The 17139-nt window shown below is 52.9% G+C and carries 13 protein-coding genes; 10 read left to right on the top strand and 3 right to left on the bottom strand.

What is annotated here, in order from left to right; genetic code table 11:
* The 3 genes from OXG87_17215 to OXG87_17205 all read right to left on the bottom strand — a co-directional run.
* Positions 1 to 1129 (bottom strand): hypothetical protein (locus OXG87_17215; protein MCY3871291.1); only part of this gene is annotated, 1129 nt, incomplete at its 3' end.
* Positions 1130 to 1159: 30 nt separating this feature from the next.
* Positions 1160 to 2575 carry a sulfatase gene (locus tag OXG87_17210; GenBank protein MCY3871290.1) on the bottom strand — a complete coding sequence of 472 codons (1416 nt, stop codon included), beginning with the start codon at positions 2573 to 2575 and terminating at the stop codon, positions 1160 to 1162.
* A gap of 12 nt (positions 2576 to 2587) precedes the next feature.
* The gene (locus OXG87_17205; GenBank protein ID MCY3871289.1) at positions 2588 to 3409 is read right to left on the bottom strand and encodes a sugar phosphate isomerase/epimerase; all 822 of its coding nucleotides are present in this window, start codon (positions 3407 to 3409) and stop codon (positions 2588 to 2590) included.
* 461 nt (positions 3410 to 3870) lie between these two features.
* Here OXG87_17205 and OXG87_17200 point away from each other — a divergent pair, with 461 nt between their 5' ends.
* The 10 genes from OXG87_17200 to OXG87_17155 form a co-directional block, all read left to right on the top strand.
* Positions 3871 to 4875 carry a hypothetical protein gene (locus tag OXG87_17200; GenBank protein ID MCY3871288.1) on the top strand — a complete coding sequence of 335 codons (1005 nt, stop codon included), beginning with the start codon at positions 3871 to 3873 and terminating at the stop codon, positions 4873 to 4875.
* Between the two features lie 72 nt (positions 4876 to 4947).
* Complete coding sequence (locus OXG87_17195; protein MCY3871287.1) at positions 4948 to 6015, top strand: hypothetical protein; 1068 nt, start codon at positions 4948 to 4950, stop codon at positions 6013 to 6015.
* A 14-nt stretch (positions 6016 to 6029) separates the two neighbouring features.
* A complete protein-coding gene (locus tag OXG87_17190; GenBank protein ID MCY3871286.1) occupies positions 6030 to 6623 on the top strand; it encodes an RNA polymerase sigma factor in 594 nt (197 codons plus the stop codon).
* Positions 6624 to 6638: 15 nt separating this feature from the next.
* Positions 6639 to 7088: a Rieske (2Fe-2S) protein gene (locus tag OXG87_17185; GenBank protein ID MCY3871285.1), complete on the top strand. Its 450-nt coding sequence runs from the start codon at positions 6639 to 6641 to the stop codon at positions 7086 to 7088.
* Positions 7089 to 7253: 165 nt separating this feature from the next.
* Positions 7254 to 8519: an aminotransferase class I/II-fold pyridoxal phosphate-dependent enzyme gene (locus OXG87_17180; protein MCY3871284.1), complete on the top strand. Its 1266-nt coding sequence runs from the start codon at positions 7254 to 7256 to the stop codon at positions 8517 to 8519.
* A gap of 2 nt (positions 8520 to 8521) precedes the next feature.
* Entirely contained in the window at positions 8522 to 11938 is a 3417-nt protein-coding gene (locus OXG87_17175; protein ID MCY3871283.1) for a GWxTD domain-containing protein, read from the top strand.
* 9 nt (positions 11939 to 11947) lie between these two features.
* Complete coding sequence (locus tag OXG87_17170; GenBank protein ID MCY3871282.1) at positions 11948 to 13879, top strand: hypothetical protein; 1932 nt, start codon at positions 11948 to 11950, stop codon at positions 13877 to 13879.
* A gap of 11 nt (positions 13880 to 13890) precedes the next feature.
* Positions 13891 to 15207: an amidase gene (locus OXG87_17165; protein ID MCY3871281.1), complete on the top strand. Its 1317-nt coding sequence runs from the start codon at positions 13891 to 13893 to the stop codon at positions 15205 to 15207.
* A 3-nt stretch (positions 15208 to 15210) separates the two neighbouring features.
* Positions 15211 to 16278, top strand: coding sequence for a Zn-dependent alcohol dehydrogenase (locus tag OXG87_17160; protein ID MCY3871280.1), 1068 nt, complete (start codon positions 15211 to 15213; stop codon positions 16276 to 16278).
* A 37-nt stretch (positions 16279 to 16315) separates the two neighbouring features.
* Positions 16316 to 17139 (top strand): hypothetical protein (locus OXG87_17155; protein MCY3871279.1); only part of this gene is annotated, 824 nt, incomplete at its 3' end.

The following is a 17139-nucleotide window of genomic DNA, read 5'->3' as shown; positions in this document are numbered from 1 at the left end:
CTGCGGCAAGCTGTTTGCGGTCACCCGTCCAATCGATCTTGTGGATGACCTCGACCCCTCTTGTTGTCCAGCCCTCGGGTGCTACATCGGCCATCTGGTAATCCGCGATTTTCTCTCCCTGCGCGTCAAAAACAAAAGGCTTTTGATGCTCGTTATAGCGGCTCCGACACCATATCTCCAGGCCCGGTCGCTCCAGGTCGAACTCGCCGACCGCCGCATTCTGGGGTTCCTGGTGGCGAAAGTGCGTTTCCCAGAAGAGTTGTTTGTGGTTGTAGAGGAAAATGCGATTGCCGCCCCCTTCTTCTAAGGCGACGATTTCCAAGCCCGGTACATTGGGTAGCACGTCGTAGATGAAGATCGAGTCGATGTGACCTTTCAGGGGAATCCGCAGTAAAATTTTGCCATCGGCAGAGACGACCGTAGCGCCGATCACTTCGTCTTGTCCATCTCTATTCAGGTCCGCCAGCCGTGCGCCGTTGTGGGCGCAGGCAACGAAATCGTCGCGTTGCCACAGGGGGACAAAATGTCTGCGCCGGAGATCAGCCAGCGCATAGGCCGCGAGAAAGCGCCCCATGCGGTAACCTTTGGCATTGGTGGCCTGGAGGAGTAAATCTCGATCTCCCGCGCCGCGGAAATTGGCTACGACCAGGTGCTCCCAGCGTTGGGCGCCTTTGGGGATGGGCGGCTTTGCGGTCCACTGCTTGCGCCCTGTAGTGCCATCAATTACGTGGAGCGTGCCATCCCGGGTAAGGAACAGCACTTCGACCTGTTCATCGCCATCGACGTCTGTAACCTGAACACCTGGACCGTGATGACCGGGTAGGCCGACGCGCTCTGAGGAGCCGCCTACCCAGAGGTCGGTTTCGATTACCCAGAGTTTGCGGCCATCGTGGGCATGAGCCGTGAGATAATTGGGAACGGTGACCAAGTAATCCATGCGTCCATCTCCATTCAGATCGGCGACAATGAGGCCGCCAGCAGAATCCGTAGGGCCGGGAATATCCAATTGGATGACGAATGGATTTACGGGGTATTCAGGCCAGTGCGACCGCATGTTCCCAGGGGTGGAACAACTGGCTAGCATCAACAGCGTCAGAAGACTTTGCAATGCCAATGTGATTATTCTCATATGCTTTCTCTTTGAATTTCGACGAAGCATTTATTTTTTTTCGGCAACCGTCCCTTCTACCTTTTTATTTCCCGCCTGTAGCCGCGCGGCCTGGCTGGCAGAGCCTATGTGCATGTTGTTGTACGCGTCTTCTGAGGATTTGAATGGTCCGTCGTAATTCTGGCGGCCGTGCCAGTTCAGGTTTGTGTACATTGGATTAACGTGGCCCACTTCTTTCTCGCGTTTGGCAATATAGGCTTCCATTCGCCCGCGCAACAGGGCGACCATTTCGGGTTCTCGATCTGCCAGATTCGTGGTTTCGCCCGGGTCCTGGATCAGATTGTAAAGCTCCACTTCGGGCTTAAAATGGAAGTCGGGTTCCAATGCCACGATCAACTTCCACTCGGGTGTGCGCCAGCCGTGTTTTCGCATCCAGGTACACTCGGTGATATAAAATTCCGACTCGTGCGTATGGCGTTTTCCCTCGATCATCGGGATCAAGCTGCGCCCGTCAAACGCGATGTCTGTTTCTATATTTAAGAGTTCCAGGATCGTCGGTGTCAGGTCTTTGTGCTGATTATAGCCCTTTACGCGCACGCCTTCGGGCAACTGTCCGGGTAGGCGCATCGCGAGGGGTACTTTCAAGGTGCACTCGTACATCCCGTGATGATCAAAATAGCAATCGTGCTCGTCGAGGGTCTCGCCGTGGTCGCCGTTGATTACGACGAGGGTATTATCCCTCAGGCCCAGTTCATCAATACGGGTGAGCAGGCGCTGGATACACGCGTCCATATAGGCGATTTCACCGTCGTATTGCGCCACTACAAAATCGGCGTCCGTAATGCCCGGCGGCATCCAGCTCAAATGGAAGTCTCGAAACGGTTTAAATGCTTTTACCGGTTCCATGGTGGTTTTGGACGGGTCGCACGGGTCTTTGCTGTAGAACATCGAATCGTACGGTGGCGGCGGCAAATAGGGTGCGTGCGGATCCATGTGTCGCAAAAATAGGAAAAACGGTTTGTCACCCGCGGCCAGGCGTTCCAGTTCGGGCAATGTCACTTCGTTGAGCAATTCGGCTTTGTGCAGCGGACGCTCGTCCCAGCTTCCCCACGCTCTGAAGTTCACATATTCGTCAAAGCCGCGAGAACTCGGATTTCCCGTAAAACCCACACACACGGTTTCATAGCCTTCTGCGCTCAAAATTTCGGGCAAGGTAGTGACATCCTCTGTCAATCCGCCGCGGTGGCGCAGTGCCACGACATCGGTCGAAAAACAATCCATGCCCGTCAGCATTGACGCATAAGCCGGTGTGGTGGGTATATGCGCGCTGAATGTGTTTTCGAACAAGACGCCCTGTGTGGCAAATTTGTCGATATGCGGTGTTGTGAGCCGATTATAGCCATAACAACTCATGTGATCGGACCACAAACTGTCGATTCCAAATAAGATTATATTCTGCTTTGCCATGCTATTCTCCAATTAAAAATTTGCGACAATTTTTCTGAATCCATCGCCATAAGCTTTTAAGGTTGCATCTGCATCGTGATCGCTGCCGGACTTGTGGATTACTTCCACGGAAAAGAAGCCGTCAAATTCGGCATCGTGCAATAATTTTAGGGGCGTGACATAGTCCAGGTCGCCTTCGCCCAGACCGACTGTTGTAATTTTTCCATTTTCGGTGTCATAACGCCCGTCGTGTGCGTGCAGGTGTTTGGCCATCGCACCAATTGTCTGCATGGTTTCTTCGGGTCGCTCCATATAGCGCTGGGTGTGCATGAGGTCCCACAATACGCCGAGGTTGGGGTGATTCACTTTTTCTACCACTGCGCGGACCTGGGTCGAGACACACCATTCGTCGTGCGTTTCCATCATGACAATGACGCCGCGCTCGGCCGCGTGATCCATGACGCGCTTGTATGCCTCAGCCGTGCGGTTCACCATCCAGAATACTTCGCCCTTACCGCGTGCGCCGCCAAATGTGCGAATCAATCCAGCACCCAGATCAGCCGCGAGATCTATTGCTGCGTTGGCCTCGGCGATGGATTTGTCCAAATCTGCTGGGTCTTCTGCAGCAAATTTTGCTCCGGTAGCTACACAGGATATTTTTAAACCAGCATCTTCTATTTTCGCCCGCGCTGCATCTCGATCAGCCGCAGGCATGTCCAGTTCAAAGCCCGAGGCGTGTCCCCATCCCGCGCGAGGTTCCAATCCTTCGAAACCATGGCGCTGCATTCCGTCGATGATCTGCTCGATAGACCAATCTGGACACACGCTCGTCATCGTTCCCAACCGAATCATCATCTGCTCCTTTCCTATTCCAGTGTTGTTCTCGAAATATCGGTGCTTAACCTAATGCCATACTTCCACTATCGCAAGCGGAAAAGGGATCAATTGATATGAGCCAACCAATAATAGGTCAGTTTTTTTTCCTGTATGGAACGCGCGAGGCCATTTTCTGATCTAAGAATACAAGACCGGGGTTCGCTTCTGCATGAATGTAGGGGTATCGCTGTACAGATGTAGCCACATTCCATGGCGTAGCGGAGCGGGCAGTATCGGTCTTTTTTATGTGTACAAACTATAACAATTTTAACAATTTATTACAATTTTTATGGGAACGAAGTGACCTGCTGATTGTCTAAAATACTGTAGCCGCAAAGTGCGGCAGGTTGATGGCACAGATCGGATTTTGGTTCCGGCCGGACAAATGAGATCAATGCCTGAGAATGGTTCACAAAAATTCAAGAGTGAGGAGCAAGGCCATGAAAAAGTGGATGACCTATAGCATTGCGCTGGCGCTGACATGTGCCCTGTGGGGAGGGCAGGACGCGGAGGCGGCAGGACCTGTATTTGTGGATGAAAATGCCGATGGTATTGATGATAATGTGCGAACGTTGTATCATCGCGGGCGCAGGGGTGTGTTGGGACAACGCGGCACATCTTCGCAACTGACCAAAGAGCAACGCGCAGAATTGAAGGCACTGGTTGATGGCTTGAAGGAATCGGATACGTCGAGGGAAGATATTCGCGCGGCAGTGAAGGCCAAATTGGAAGAATGGGGTGTTGAATTTTCCGGGCGTCCGGACATTTCACCCGGTCTGGCAAAGTTGCTTACCGATGAGCAGGAAGCCGAGCTCAAGACGTTGATTGACGGCTTGAAGGAATCGGATACGTCGAGGGAAGATATTCGCGCAGCAGTGGATGCGAAGTTGGAGGAGTGGGGCGTAGAACGTCCCGAACGCGGTCTTGAGACCCTGTTAACCGATGAGCAGGAAATTGCGATCAGGGTTCTGGTTGAGTGGCTGAGAGCAGAGGGTAAATCCAGGGAAGAAATTCGCGCTGCTGTGAATGATCAGCTTGAAGAATGGGGTATTGAACGTCCCGAGCGTGGACTGGCAGCCGTGTTGACCGATGAGCAAGAAGCCGCACTCAAGACGTTGATCGAAGGGTTGAAGGCGTCGGATACGTCGAGGGAAGATATTCGTGCAGCGGTGGATGCGAAGTTGGAAGAGTGGGGTATTGAACGTCCCGAGCGCGGTCTGGAGGCCCTGTTAACCGATGAGCAGGAAGCAGCGCTCAAGACGTTGATTGAGGGCTTGAGAGAGTTGGATATATCCAGGCGAGTCATTCGCGCGGCGGTGGATGAGAAATTGGAGGAATGGGGTGTAGAACGTCCCGAGCGCTCGCGAGGGGGGAAGCGCGGGCATGGTCGGCGGGGTGGACCCCGGGGCAGAGGTCATAAACCGCCATCCACAAGCTCGGGATAATTCATAGGTTCATGGGGAGGGGTATCTGCCCTTCCCCTTATGATAAACCCATCGCTATAAAAGGAAATGCGTATGAAACGACTATCAACCTTTGCCTGTGTGTTGCTTTTGGGGCTGAAAACAGCAGATGCAGATGTGCTTACAGATGTGACTGTGGGAACGATTTACGATACCAATGTGGATGGCGTCTCTGGGGGGGGGAGTGCTTTTGTGACGCAACTTTCCGCTTCTGTGATGCGACCCGTGGAGATGGATGCTTCATATTTGCGGTTCTTTTTTGGGGGCGATGGTTTTTTGTTTGGTCACAATGGCGACCGGACATTTGCGACCAATCGATTGGGCGTGGATTTTGCGCGCGATCTGAATAGCGGTGAGCGCGATAGGATATTTGCTGGTTTTTCGCTTGCTGCGCGTGCAAATCGCTCTATTTACGATGTGTATGATTATACCGGACTGGCGGGATACGTGCAGGGCAAATGGTATAGTGATGGGAATACGATGAAGCGGGTGGGGTATCAACTCAATTGGCGGTCGTATCCAAATTTGAATGTGTCGCGTTATGTCGATCACTACGCATTTTTTCAGATTAACCATTTTTTGCCCACGCGAACGACACTGAGGGGCGATCTCGGTTTGGGCTATAAGTTGCGCGAGGGGGCTGAAGGACAGGTGGTTTTGGGTTTGCAGGTGGCGCAATCTCTGGCAGATAATACGGGCTTGCGGGTGCGCTACCAGCGGCGCATCAACTTGCGGGCTGCAAATGATGCCCCCACGAGATTTAATGCACTAATTTACGGCGATGATGATATATTAAAGGATCGCTACGATTATAGCGGCGATCAAATAACCGCGCGGCTGACCCAGCAATTGCCCTTGCAGGTTCGGTTTATTCTCGAAGGCGGGTATGAAAGGCAGTCGTATAAAGACGATCTGGCACGGGATGTCAGTGGCGCGATTTTGCCAGGTGGCGCGTTGCGCCAGGATGAGTACTCGTTTTTTGACGCGTTTTTGGAACTGCCTTTAACGCAGCGCGTGACAACGGAGTTTGGATACGGAATTTCGCGCAATTTTTCAAATGATGAATTTTATCACTACGATAGGCGGCAAAGTGTATCTTTTGATTTGATTATTGAATTTTAGGCGGGAGATTTTCTGTGCTCAATTGGTCAACATGCGATGATAAATTGCTCGTTGGGTATGCCCAAAAGGGGCAGACCAGGGCGTTTTCCGAATTGGTTCGGCGGCACCATGTGCGGATTTTTCATACGGCGTTTGGCATGGTGGGCAACAGGGAAGATGCCGATGATCTGGCACAGATTGCGTTTGTCAAGGCGTTTCAATCGCTTGACCAATTTAAGGGAGAATCGCTATTTTCTACCTGGTTGTATCGCATCAGCATCAATTGTTGTCTGGATTGGATTAAGTCGCAACAGCGCAAATACGATGTCAAAATGGATGATGAGTGGTGGTGCAGACAAGTAGACGATGAAGCCCTGTTTGCAGGTCCAGAGCGAACGGACTATGCGGTAGAGCAGAGCGAGTTGCGCGATATTTTGACACATGCGATGGCGCAGATGCCGCCCATTTTTCGGTCTGTGCTGGTGCTGCGCGAGTTGAATGGGCTATCGTATCAGGAGATTGCCCGTGTTGAGGGGTGTTCAGTGGGCACTGTAAAATCGCGTCTGTTTCGGGCGCGCGCCCAACTTCGCAAGTTGTTGAGGCCGTTTTACAAGGCCCTTGTGGCATAATCAGGAGACATATCAGTGGATGATAAGACGGAAAGAAGAGCATTTTTGACACAGGCCCTCGCGCTTGTGGGGGGGTGCATGTGCGCCGGATGGTTTTCGGGATGTGAGAATGATGTATTGAAGTCGTCTGGTGTGAGTGTGCAATTCGATGTGGGTAGCGCGCCTGCCTTGGCACAGGTGGGAGGGTCTGTGAAACAAGTTTTTGAAGGGCAAAACGGCGGCGCTCCCGTGATCATTTTCAGACGTGCCGAAGAAGATTTTGCAGTTTTGAGTTCCGTGTGTACACATGAGGCGTGCGAGGTGGATTTGCCGGGAGAACGCGATCCACAAATCTGGTGTTCATGCCATGGTGCGAGATTTGACAGGACAACGGGAGCGGTTCTGCGAGGACCAGCTTCTGCGCCTTTGCCGCGATTTGAGAGTACTTATGATAATGGGACACAGACTTTGACGATTCTGTTTTAAGAAGAGCGAGTGGCCTGATAACAAGAGCAAAAAACCGATCTCTGAAGTTATAGTGATCGGTTTTTTATTTTTTTTAATAAATGTCGAGATGGATTGCTTTCTGAGACCGAATTGCGCTATATTGTGATACATCGCATAAACTCGTCCATTGAGAGGAGCGGAAAAATGTCTGATCTGGCAATTGACGGTGGTCCCAAGGCTGTTACCGCTTTGATGAATGATTCGTGGCAAGGTGTAAGCGATTTGGAGAAGCAGTACGTCAATCAGGTTCTGGATAACAAGGATGACGCTTACGCGCAACTCGACAAGTTCGAAGAAGAATATCGGGCTTTTGTGGGAACCAAACACGCGCTTTGTATGTGCAATGGTACCGCGACTTTGCACTCGGCGATTTTTGCCGCGGGTGCATGCGCGGGGAAAGAGGTGATCGTGCCCACTGCGACGTGGCACGCGACGATTACGCCGATTTTGCACTGCAATGCCACACCCGTGTTCTGCGAGGTAGATCCGGAGACGTTTTGCGCCGATCCAGAGGATGTGAAGAAGCGAATTACGCCCCGCACCTGCGCGATTGTGGTGACGCATCTTTACGGCAATCCAGCAGATATGGATGCGTTTTTAGATATTGTAAAGGGGACCGATATTGCGTTGATTGAGGATGCGTCCCATGCCCCGGGGGCGATGTGGGGCGATAAGATGGTCGGTTCTATTGGGCACATCGGGTGTTTTAGCCTTCAGGAGAAAAAGCCAGTATCCGGGATAGAAGCGGGTATTGCGACCACGAATGACGATGATCTCTACGATCGCATGCTGGCTCTGGGGCAGTGCGGCCGGTGCGACACGCTGTGGCAGACGGCTCGCTTTAAGGCGCTTCGCAATATGGGGTTGGGTGTCAAATACCGCGCAAATCCTCTGGGTATTGCAATGGCCCGCGCACAGTTGGAGCGCTTGCCGGGGCTGAATGAGAAGCGGACGGCCTGGTTTGGGCGAATGGATAGCCTGCTCAATGAAATTCCCGGTGTGGCTCCGCAAAAGACCTACCCGAAAGCGAAGCGAGGCGGCATGTTGCTCTACGCGGGAACGGTTGATCCCGATGTGTTTGGTGCTCCGCTTTCGATTATTATAAAAGTACTGGTTGCGGAAGGGGTGTACGCCGCAGAAACTACGGCATGGGGGTATAGCGCGATGCACCTTGAGCCGCTTTTTAACGATTTTTCGTTCGATGGTTTGGGCGGGCCGTGGGTGGATTTGCCCGCAGGAGCGAGGCGACCTATATGCAATCTGCCAGTGAGCGAGAGGTTGCAGGACATGAGTTTTTGGCTCGCTACGCCGGTTGCACCCCCTACAGAGTGGGTGGAGCAGACCGCACAGGCATTTGCCAAGGTGGCGGCCCACCGCGAGCGTTTGGTTGAGATTGCGAATGGATTTTGATTATGCGTACTCCAATTCTTTTCATATTACTCGCGTTTTTCCCGTTGCAGACGCCCGCTGAAGAGGGACGGGTGTCTTCGGAGGGCAGTCTCGCGCTCGGCGTTGATGCATGTAGTTTCCGCGGAGACAATGGTCCTTATGAAGAGGTTGTTATCCGTTTTCCCGCGGCTCAGCTCGCGTTTGAAACACGGGGTGATAGCCTTTTTGTTGCGCGTTATGTTCCGCGTCTCGAGTTGTTCGATGAGAATGGCAATTCGGTCAAGAGGATAGAGGGCGAGCGCGTTTTTTCTTCTGCTGAGCGGATTGACGATCCAGAACACTTTGTCTATGATATCGCGCGATTCCAGGTTCCAGCGGGGTATTATCACGCGGTTCTGGAAGTCAAGGCCGTGGGCAATGATCGCCGGGGACGGGCGGTGTTTTCTATTGAGGTGCCCGAGTATAAGACGGGTCGGCTCGCGTTTAGCGATCTGTTTTTTGTGAGTGAAATAGATCCATCTTCTCAGAATTTTGAAGCCGAGTCTTTTCTCAAGGCAGGTCATGTTCTTTTGCCGTCGCCTGAGCGCGAGGTCGGAGGTGGCGCGCCCCTGCGCTTTTATGTCGAGCTTTACGAGATCGGGCGGCTTGCCCATAGTGTGCGTTTTCAGATCAGCGACCGCTTCGGTCATGTTGTTTTTGACCATCGGAGGGAATTTCCCACATATCGCGGGGATGCAAAATTGGTCGAGGGGATCCCGTTGCGCGGGTTGTCACCTGGGACATATACGCTGAGCGTTGAAGCGCGTATAGGCGATCAGATTGCGCGTACGCAGCGAGAATTTCGCATTCCGGGTTCTCCTGTTGAATTATCGCTCACGGCACAGCAGCAGGTTCTTATGGGGAAGATTCTGGAGCGCTTTTCAACGCCAGAGTCCGTACAGGAATACGCGCAAGTCGATGCGGGGGAACGCGCAGCTTTTATGTACGGGCATTATCTCGAGCGGGTGCCAATTTTCGCACGGGCTTATATCGCACCGGTCGCGGGATTGGGCAATCGCGAGATGGGGATGGCGATGTTGAGGGCGATAGGTCTCGAGGAAACGCTCAAGAAGCGCGTTGACAAGACGTTTGGCGAGCGTTTGCCCGAGGCCGATACACTTGCGGTACGAATGGCGCGCGATATGGTCGATTTTGTGCTGGATGGAGATCCGCGTGATCCACAGGCGTTGGCTGCCAGAGCATTGATCGCGCTTGAGAGTGGTGCGCTGGTCAAAGGCGAGCGTTGGGTGCGAAAGGCGCTCGATATTGCCCCCGATTTGCCCGAGGCGCGCAATGCACTGGGTATTGTGGGTATGGGGCGCAGCGATTGGAATGGCGCTGTTGAAAAATTTCAAGAGGCGGCGTATTGGACAAATGCAGAACTGGCGCGTTTTCTCTCCGGGAAGGGCGAGGGTTTGGAATATCTGAAGGCGGCTGTTGAACGTGATTCTACCCATCCTTTTCTGCATTATATGATGGGACGGGTGTTAGAACGCAGGGGGGAACTCGCCGAAAGTGCGGTTGCGTATAGCCGGCAGATTGCCGTGGATCCCCTGTTTGCGAGGGCACGATTTGACTTTGGGCGCGTGTTGTTCAAACAAGGGCACATTGATTCGGCTACGGTTATTTGGCGAGAATTGATGGAGGCGCGGCCCAATTTTCGCAGTTTATGCATGCATCCATTGCTGGAGGCGTATCTCAATATTGGGGAAACGGGCAAAGCGCATGCGCTGATTGCAGAGGAGTTGCGCACGCTCAGCGATGAGGCGAGAGCGCGCGTGGAAGATATTTCACTCGTGGCGGGTCAAGATGAATTGACGGCGTACCAGCGTCTGGAACCCGAGGAGCAGGCGCAGTTTGTTCGGGCGTTCTGGCAAAAACGCGATCCCTCGCCGGCAACACCTGGTAACGAGCGGTTGGTCGAGCACTATCGACGCGTTGTTTATGCGTTGCAAAATTTTTCACAAGATGGACGAAAATGGGACAGGCGCGGCGATGTGTATATCCGCTATGGTGAACCCGCGCATGTGAGTAAAAGATCGGATATTCGGTTTGAGACAGATGCGAGGGTCGTGCGGGTAAAGGAGCGGTTGATAGCGGCGCTGTCGCCAGAGGCCAAACAGGAAATTATCGCGCGGATAGGTCGGTTGCGCACATCGACGCGCGATGTCGAAATCGAGACTGAGTTGGGAGAGGTGGTTTCAGTCAGCGATTTTGAGTCTATCGATTTTGAGATGAATCCCAATCGCGTGTTTTTTGCCAGGAGAACTGATGATGTGAATACTTATGTTCGCGGCAAGGAACTCTTCGGGCGGGATCGTCCGGGCATGAGCGAGCGTCCGATGCGGGGGATACCGCTTTATCCGGTCAATGGAAGCGAGCCATGGGAGTACTGGATTTATCCGGATGTGGGCGGGGGTATTGAAGTCGTTTTTACGGCGTTGACGCCTAAGGGTGATTTCGATTTTCCCGATGTTTCTCAGGGGCGGAAAATTGCGCGGTTTAACCAGAGATTTTGGGAAGATACGCGGCCCGAGGTCGTTATTTCACGGGCGGTGAGCGCGCAACCCGATCGCTATGTACCCGTTGGCAAGGGCGTGCTGGATTTTCACTATGCTTCGGCAGATTTCAGGGGCGCAGATGATAAATCTCGGCTGGAGGTGTATTATGGGGTGCCGGTTTTAGATGCGATTGGTGATGGGGGAGAAGAGGTCGTTTTTGAGCGCGGTATCGCGCTTTTTGACAGTAGCTGGACACCGATTTATCGCAAGCTGGAACCGATGCCGGTGCGCGTGGATGAGGACGGTGTTGAGGCCGGTACACTGGCGATAGATGAACTCGCGCTTCAGGTTTTGCCCGGGCGATATTATTTGGGGCTTCAGATCAATCATCCCACATCTGGGCGTCGGGGTGGATATACTCAGGAACTCGTGGTGGAGGATTATGCGGTCGCCGGGCTCAAGATAAGCGACATAGAGCTTGCGGGAAGGGTACAGGTGGACTCTTTGGCTGCGGACAAAGGTGGAGTCGCGGTTATTTCGCTGCCGTCGCGCACCTATAAGGCCGGGCAGCCGGTTGTTATTTATTACGAAGTTTACGATTTGAAAATCGACGATTTTGGGCAGACGAAATATCGCGTGGATTACCGCATTACGCCCCGAGAAGGTAAGCTCAGTGGCGTGCAGGTTCTGCGGGCACTGGGGCGTTTGCTCGGTATTGAAGAAAAAGCCGTTGTTACGATTTCTTATGAGCGGACGGGCACGGGGTCTGACGAGTACAATTATCTGGAGATTGATCCGGGCGAGTCAAAACCGGGGCGTTATGAAATTGCAGTCGTGATTACCGATTTGAATGGCGCGCAAACCGCTGAGAAGACGGTGATATTTTTTATAGGCGAGTAAGGAGGCTTTATGACGGTACGCGCCTTTCTCATCGGATTGTTCATGTCTGTTCTCGTCAGTTTATGGCCTTCTTATACCACGTATATGCTCCGATCTGCGCGTGCAGATTACGCGCATCTCTCCGTTGCAATTCTCCTTCCTTTTCTCTTATTGCTGTTGGTCAACCTCTATTTTTCTCGCAAAAGCAAGGGGCTTACGCCTTCTGAGCTTATTCTCATTGCTTCGATGGGGATGATTTCTGCTCTGACGCAGGGCGAGTGGCTCGCGGGGTATTTTCTCGGTGTGATTACGGCACCGGTCTATTTTGCCTCTCCCGAAAATGGCTGGGCCGATACACTGCTTACGCGTTTGTTCGACTGGTCTGTTGTTTCCGATCACCACGCCGCAGTTGCTTTTTACGAGGGGTTGCCAGCAGGGGCGGCTTTTCCCTGGGGTAGCTGGATCGTGCCGATTTTCTGGTGGGGGTGTTTTTTTTGCGCGTTTTATGCCGCCAATTTGTGCCTTATGGTCGTGTTCCGGCGGCAGTGGATGGATTACGAGCGTTTGCCTTTTCCTCTGGCTGCTGGTCTTCTGGAACTCACGGGTGAGCACGGACAACGGGGCACGCTGATGGAATTGTTGCGCAATCCGCGTTTCAAGATCGGGTTTTTTGTCGCTTTTTTTGTGTTTGCATGGGATATCGTTTCCTGGTTTACAGAGTTGATTCCGCCGCTTCAGGCCAATATTGATCGGCAAATTTTTATTAGCGAGGGATTTCCATATCTGCGGTTTAAGACAAATCCTTTGACCATTGCGTTTGGCTATTTTACAGAGTCCAATGTGTTGTTTAGCATCTGGTTTTTCCATCTGGTGATGGTGCTGCAAGTGGGGCTGATGAATCGTTTGGGATTTGAGATGGGGTCGCCTGATCCGTGGTGTTCTTATCATCCGGCCGTGGGATGGCAGAGTTTCGGAGGCTTGCTGGCATTTGTTTTATGGGGCCTGTGGATTGCGCGAGGTCATCTGTCTGCGGTTCTTCGGAAGGCGTTTACTTCGCGTGGGGACGATGTGGATGATTCGGGTGAGCTTTTTTCGTATCGCGCTGCGGTATTTGTTTTTTTGGGTTGTGTTCTGTTCAGTGTGTTGTTTTTCTGGGAACTCGGGCTTTCGGGATGGGCAGCGCTGGCTTTTTGGAGTGCGACGCTGGTGCTTTACCTCGGTCTGGCGCGCATTATTGTGGAGACGGGATTGATTTATTTGAGAACGCCGATTACCGCACAGGCTTTTACCTGGCATGTTTTGGGGATAACGGGTATTGGGCCGATGCACGCGATGGCGCTCGGTCTGGCGTACACGTTTTTTGCCGATGCAAAGACGATTGGCGTGACAACGCTGGCGCATATTCCGCGTCTTGGCGGGGCAATGAGTCTCCGCCGCCGGAGGCTTGTGCCGCCTGCTGTGGGCATGGCGTTTATCGCTGGCGCGCTGGCGGTTTTTTTGTTTATCATTTATCAGGGCAATTACACGGTGGGGAGTTATAATTTTGGCAGTGTGAGTTTTAATGGTTCGGGCGATGGGGGGATTGGGGTGTGGCTTTTGACCGCCAATCGCATTCGGAGTAATGCGTTAGAGACGGACTGGATGCGTCTGGGTTGGCTGGGATTTGGCGCGATTTTTACGCTGGGGCTGTATGCACTTCGCTACCGTTTTCCGGGGATTGCACTGCATCCTATCGGTTTTGCAATTTCGGCATCCGATGTTTTGCGCAGTGGTATTTCGTCGATTTTTATTGTGTGGGTGTGCAAGACATTGATTTTGCGCTTTGGCGGCCTTGAGAGTTACCGCCGCAATACGCCGCTTTTTATGGGGTTCGTGGTTGGTTTTTTGGCTGCAATTGCCTGCGGTGCAATTGTGGATTTTATCTGGTTTCCCGGTCAGGGCCATAAGATTAATGGTTGGTAAAGGAATTAAAAATGAAAAACACCCAAAAAACAGTGGCGCATCCGCTGGCTCAAACTGCCGCTGAGTTGCGTTCTGGACAGCGGGATTTGGAGGCGTACGTTGCGGACTGCTGCAAACGCATTGATGAATGGGATGGGGATATCCGGGCGATGTTGCCAGAGGCGAATCGCCTGCAACGTCTGTTGGAGGATGTTGCTGGGCTTGCGAGTGGGGGTGAGATTCCGTCGCTGTTCGGCATTTTGGTTGGGGTTAAAGATATTTTTCACGTTGAGGGGTTTGAGACGCGGGCAGGTTCGGGTGTGCCGCCAGAGGTTCTCACGGGTCCCGAAGGCGGGTGCTTAAAGGCGCTACGGGAGGCGGGTGCGCTGGTGCTTGGCAAAGCGGTTACGACGGAGTTTGCGTGCTTCAAGCCGGGGGTAACGCGCAATCCCCGGAATCTGAGTTTTACACCGGGTGGATCGAGTAGTGGTTCGGCGGCTGCGGTGACGGCGGGGTATTGTCCGCTGGCGCTCGGCTCGCAGACTATTGGTTCGGTTATCCGTCCGGCTGCGTTTTGCGGGATTGTCGGTTTTAAGCCGAGTTATGCGCGTATCGATATTTCCGGATTCGTTCATTGCTCTCCGTCGGTCGATACGATTGGGATGTTTACACAGGATGTCGCGGGTATGGAGATGGCGGCTGCGGTTTTGTGTAGTGGATGGCGCGCTTCTGTTGCGAGGTTGGAAAAGCCGACATTGGGAATACCTGTGGGTCCTTATTTGGATCAGACAGAATCACGGGCGCGGGCGGATTTTGACGCGCAGATACAGGCTCTTAGAACGGTAGGATACAATGTCGTGGAGGTGCGGATGCTCGACGATATTGCCGATATCAATGACCGGCATCGCAATATGATGAAGGGGGAGATGGCAGAGGTTCACGCGCCGTGGTTCGACAAATACGCCTCGACTTATGATGCGGGTACGCGTGCGCTGGTCGAGGAGGGGCGCGCACTTTCGCAATCCGAGATTGATGCGGGTCGAGTGGGGCGCACACAGTTGCGCGAAGAGGTCGAGTCTTTGATGAAGGCAGGGGGGATTGATCTCCTCGCCTGTCCGGCGGCGACGGGCGCGGCTTTGAAAGGACTGACGAGTACGGGCGATCCCTGTATGAATTTGCCCTGGACGCATACGGGTATGCCGGTGATCGCTTTGCCCGCAGGACTCGCGTCCGATTCGGGGATGCCCCTCGGGATTCAGTTTATCGCTCCGTTTCATCGAGATGAGGAGTTGCTCGCCTGGGCGGCACTTTTGGAGCGGGACCTTTTGCATTTTAGCCATAGGAGTTAAAAAATGAAAGCAGCTATTCTCCACAAACCTCACACCCGTGTTTCTGTCGAAGATGTGGATATCGAATCTCCACATGAGGGAGAAGTTCTTCTCGATATTGTGGGCGCGGGCGTTTGTCACAGCGATTATCACTATGTGGATGGGCATGTAAAGCCTCGCGGACTTCCTCTGGTTATGGGGCACGAGGGCGCGGGTGTTGTCAGGGAGGTCGGTCCCGGAGTGACCAGTGTTCAGGTTGGGGACAAGATTGTTCTCTCTCTCGATGCGATGTGTGGCTATTGCCGGAATTGCAGCGAGGGCAGCCCGGCGCTTTGTGAAACCCATCAAGGGGGTGTGCCGAGTCGGATTTCCAAAAATGGGACGGTTTATTACCACGGGCGGCCCACATATACCGAGCAGTCGGTTGTGTTGGCGGATGCGTGTGTGAAGGTGCCGGATGATACAGATCTTCGGATAGCGTGTCTGATCAGTTGCGGGGTGATTACGGGTATCGGCGCTGTGGTGAATCGCGCGAAGGTCGAAGCGGGCGCGACTATGGCTGTGTTCGGCTGTGGAGGCGTCGGTCTCAATGTTATTCAGGGGGGTGTTCTCGCTTCCGCAGGGAAGATTATTGCGGTGGATAATGTGCCGTATAAGCTGGAGTTGGCGGAGCAGTTTGGCGCAACGCATTTTGTTAATGCGGATAGGGAGGATCCGGTTCAGAGAATTATGGAGATTACGGGTGGTGGGGCGGATTATGCGTTTGAGGTCGTGGGGTTTCCAGCGCTCGTGCGGCAGGCGTTCGCGTCGGTTCGGATGACTGGAACTGCTATTGTGGTGGGGGTGCAGCCGACTGGGGAGGATATATCTGTCGATGGTACAGATCTTTTGCGCGACCGCGCTATTATGGGGTCGTGGCACGGTGCTGCCCGCGCCCGCGTTGATTTTTTGTGGATTCTGGATCTCTATCGGCAGGGGAAGATTAAGTTGGATGAGTTGATCTCGCGCTTTCGCCCGCTGGATGAGATCAATGAGGCGTTCGAGGATATGGTTCAGGGGAAAGTGGCGAGGACAGTGTTGGTGTTTGATTGAGGTGAGATCAAGTAAACAAAAAATAAAGGCAAATACGATGAGTCTTCCAACCGTTCAATTTGGACAATATCAGATCAGCCGTCTTATTATGGGCGACAATCCGATCTATGGATATGCACATTTTAATCAGTTGCTTTCGCAACACCAGCAAGAAGCCAATACATCCGATCAGGTTATGGCGACCTTGCGCCGTGCAGAAGAGGTGGGTATTAATGCCTGGCAAAATACGCTTACCGAACGCTCGGTAGCCGATCTTCAGCGATATCGCGATGAGGGGGGTACAATTCATTACTTTTGTCTCAGCAGAGGGGGACACTGGTATGACGATCCCTCACTGATCGACGAAGCCGCCAAACACAATCCCATTGGCATGGCGCCCCACGGAAGCGGTGTTGCCGGGCGATGCTTTCAGGAAAATCGCCTGGATTATCTTCGAGATATTCTCAAGCGCATTCGCGACACGGGTGTTATGGTCGGGTTGTCGGTGCACAATCCGCGCATTATTGAGATTGCCGAAGAAGAGGACTGGGATATCGACTATTACATGACCGCATTGTATTATTTGCAGGGCGCGCGCGAAGAATTTGAACAAAAGTTTGGTCATCAACCCTTGAGTGAGATCTATCTCCGCGAACACCGCGACCGCATGTGTGGTATTATTCGCAGTACCGATAAGCCGTGTATTGCTTTCAAAGTCCTCGCTGCTGGGCGTGCTATTAACTCCAAAAATCAGATCCGCGAGGAATTTGCTTTTACCCTTAGTAATATCAAATCTAATGATGTTCTTCTGGTGGGGATGTATCAAAAGTTCAATGACCAGCTTGGCGAAAATGCAGCGATGATAGCTGAGTTGTGTCAGGG

Source organism: Gemmatimonadota bacterium, from assembly GCA_026706845.1.
Classification (GTDB): domain Bacteria; phylum Latescibacterota; class UBA2968; order UBA2968; family UBA2968; genus VXRD01.
The sequence above is the reverse complement of the archived record's forward strand: the minus strand, read 5'-3'. Positions and strand labels throughout refer to the sequence as shown.

Coding starts and splice junctions, on each gene's coding strand:
- OXG87_17210 (MCY3871290.1), bottom strand. CDS start 2,575: ATGGCAAAGCAGAATATAATCTTATTTGGAATCGACAGTTTGTGGTCC.
- OXG87_17205 (MCY3871289.1), bottom strand. CDS start 3,409: ATGATGATTCGGTTGGGAACGATGACGAGCGTGTGTCCAGATTGGTCT.
- OXG87_17200 (MCY3871288.1), top strand. CDS start 3,871: ATGAAAAAGTGGATGACCTATAGCATTGCGCTGGCGCTGACATGTGCC.
- OXG87_17195 (MCY3871287.1), top strand. CDS start 4,948: ATGAAACGACTATCAACCTTTGCCTGTGTGTTGCTTTTGGGGCTGAAA.
- OXG87_17180 (MCY3871284.1), top strand. CDS start 7,254: ATGTCTGATCTGGCAATTGACGGTGGTCCCAAGGCTGTTACCGCTTTG.
- OXG87_17175 (MCY3871283.1), top strand. CDS start 8,522: ATGCGTACTCCAATTCTTTTCATATTACTCGCGTTTTTCCCGTTGCAG.
- OXG87_17170 (MCY3871282.1), top strand. CDS start 11,948: ATGACGGTACGCGCCTTTCTCATCGGATTGTTCATGTCTGTTCTCGTC.
- OXG87_17165 (MCY3871281.1), top strand. CDS start 13,891: ATGAAAAACACCCAAAAAACAGTGGCGCATCCGCTGGCTCAAACTGCC.
- OXG87_17160 (MCY3871280.1), top strand. CDS start 15,211: ATGAAAGCAGCTATTCTCCACAAACCTCACACCCGTGTTTCTGTCGAA.